Raw genomic sequence first — 1,745 nt, 5'->3', positions numbered from 1 at the left:
CCCCTCTCCCGGACGGCGTGGAAGGCGTCGAACTGCCTGAGAACCTGGGCATCCCCGGCGGCCGGAACGTCGGCGTGGCCAGGCTGCGCGAGCAGGACGGCGTGGACGTTGTCGTGGTCCTGGACGACGACGGCCTGCTGCCCCGTGCCGACACTTTCCAGCTGATCCGGGAAGCGTTCGCCAGCCGGCCGTGCCTGGGCATCGCAGGCTTCCGCATCGCGGACGAGACCGGGGCCAGCCAGCGCAGGCACGTCCCTCGTCTGGGCGGCAAAGACCCGTTGGTGTCCGGGCCTGTGAAGACGTTTCTCGGCGGAGGCCACGCCATCCGCATGACCGTCATCGACCAGGTAGGCGACTTCCCCGCCCCGTTCTTCTACGCCCACGAGGAAACGGACTTCGCCTGGCGGGCACTCGACGCCGACTGGGACATTGACTACCGGGCCGACATGGTGCTGCAACACCCGCGCACCGAAGCGTCCCGGCACGCGGTCTACTACCGCAACACAGGCCGCAGCCGAGTCTGGCTGGCCAAACGGCACCTGCCCGCCGTCCTCGTCCCCCTCTACCTCATGACGTGGGCCGCGTACACGCTCGCACAACGGCCCCCGCGGTCCGGCCTGGCCGCCTGGTGGGCCGGCTTCTTCGAAGGGGTACGGGTACCGCGCCCGCCAAGGCGCCCCATGCGATGGCGGACGGTATGGAGGATGACCCGACTGGGCCGCCCCCCGATCATCTGACGCGGGGCGTGGTAGCCAGGAGCGATTGCGCCGCCACGGTCAGAGGCACAGCAAAGAGGCCAACCCCCGCAGAGAGGAGCCTCGGCGAACCACGTAAGGTCAGAACAGCGCATCCTGGTCAGGATCCTGCCGCGGTATCCACGGGACGTCCTCGCCGTTCCACTTCGCTTCCAGGTGCTTGCGCCAACCCGGCGGGGGAGGCCGCGGAATCCCCCACTCGGCGAGCTGCTGCTCCAGCCGCCCCAACGGCTGTCTTGGGGCCCGCACTACGACCACCCGCCCCCGCGCCCCCGCATCCCGATGCCCCCCAGGAGTGCACTGCTCCCCGAACCGCGCTCGCGGGGCCTCACGCACGCGGCCGGGGCGGAGCTGACTGTCCCGGTGCAGATCGACTCGGAAACCACCGCGGACTTGGCCAGCCAGACGCCTTTTGGTGCCAACCTGGCATTCCCGCCTGGCGTACAGCGCAGGGAGAAGATCACCGCGCCCGTGCCGACATGGGTGTACGGGTGAGGCCAGGTGCCCAGAGCGCTCTAAAGGCAGCAGTACCACCGGGCTGTCCTGTCCGTCACCCGCCCGCAGGCAGGCAGGCAGGGCACCCCAGCCGCAACAGGCCCTCACGCAGAACATGGAAGCCCACCACAGACAGGGCCGGCTACTGCAGGCTCAGAGCGACACCCTGTCGCGGCAGAACGCGGGACCTGCGCAACCCGTACCTGCCGGATCTTGCAACAGCCAGTCCCTTCGGTCCCTTCACCGCAATGAGGCAAAGGCGGCGCGGCTGCTCCCATCATCGCCAGTAGGTGCTCGGCCGCGCGCTTGCAGGTCGTGGCCTCGGCCCTGGTGCAACACTGGCGCCACCGGCCCCGAACCCGAGGACGGCGCTGTTGCCCACTCGTCCCGAACTCAGGGAATTCAGGACAGCCGGCGGCCACAACGTGTTCGGCGAGGTCGGGTGCGAGTGCCGCCCAGCGCTCGTACAGTCCGGCGCCGGGCGTCGGTACGTCC

The 1,745-nt window shown here is 69.8% G+C and carries 1 protein-coding gene; it reads left to right on the top strand.

The features are described 5' to 3' along the window. Positions 1 to 737, top strand: a 737-nt coding sequence (locus tag ACFXGI_RS38620; RefSeq protein WP_384717743.1) for a glycosyltransferase family 2 protein, incomplete at its 5' end; no start/stop codon positions are given. Between the last annotated feature and the right edge of the window lie 1,008 nt (positions 738 to 1,745).

It is taken from the genome of Streptomyces sp. NPDC059355, assembly GCF_042752335.1.
Lineage (GTDB): Bacteria > Actinomycetota > Actinomycetes > Streptomycetales > Streptomycetaceae > Streptomyces.
This window is presented reverse-complemented; position numbering and strand designations above follow the sequence as displayed.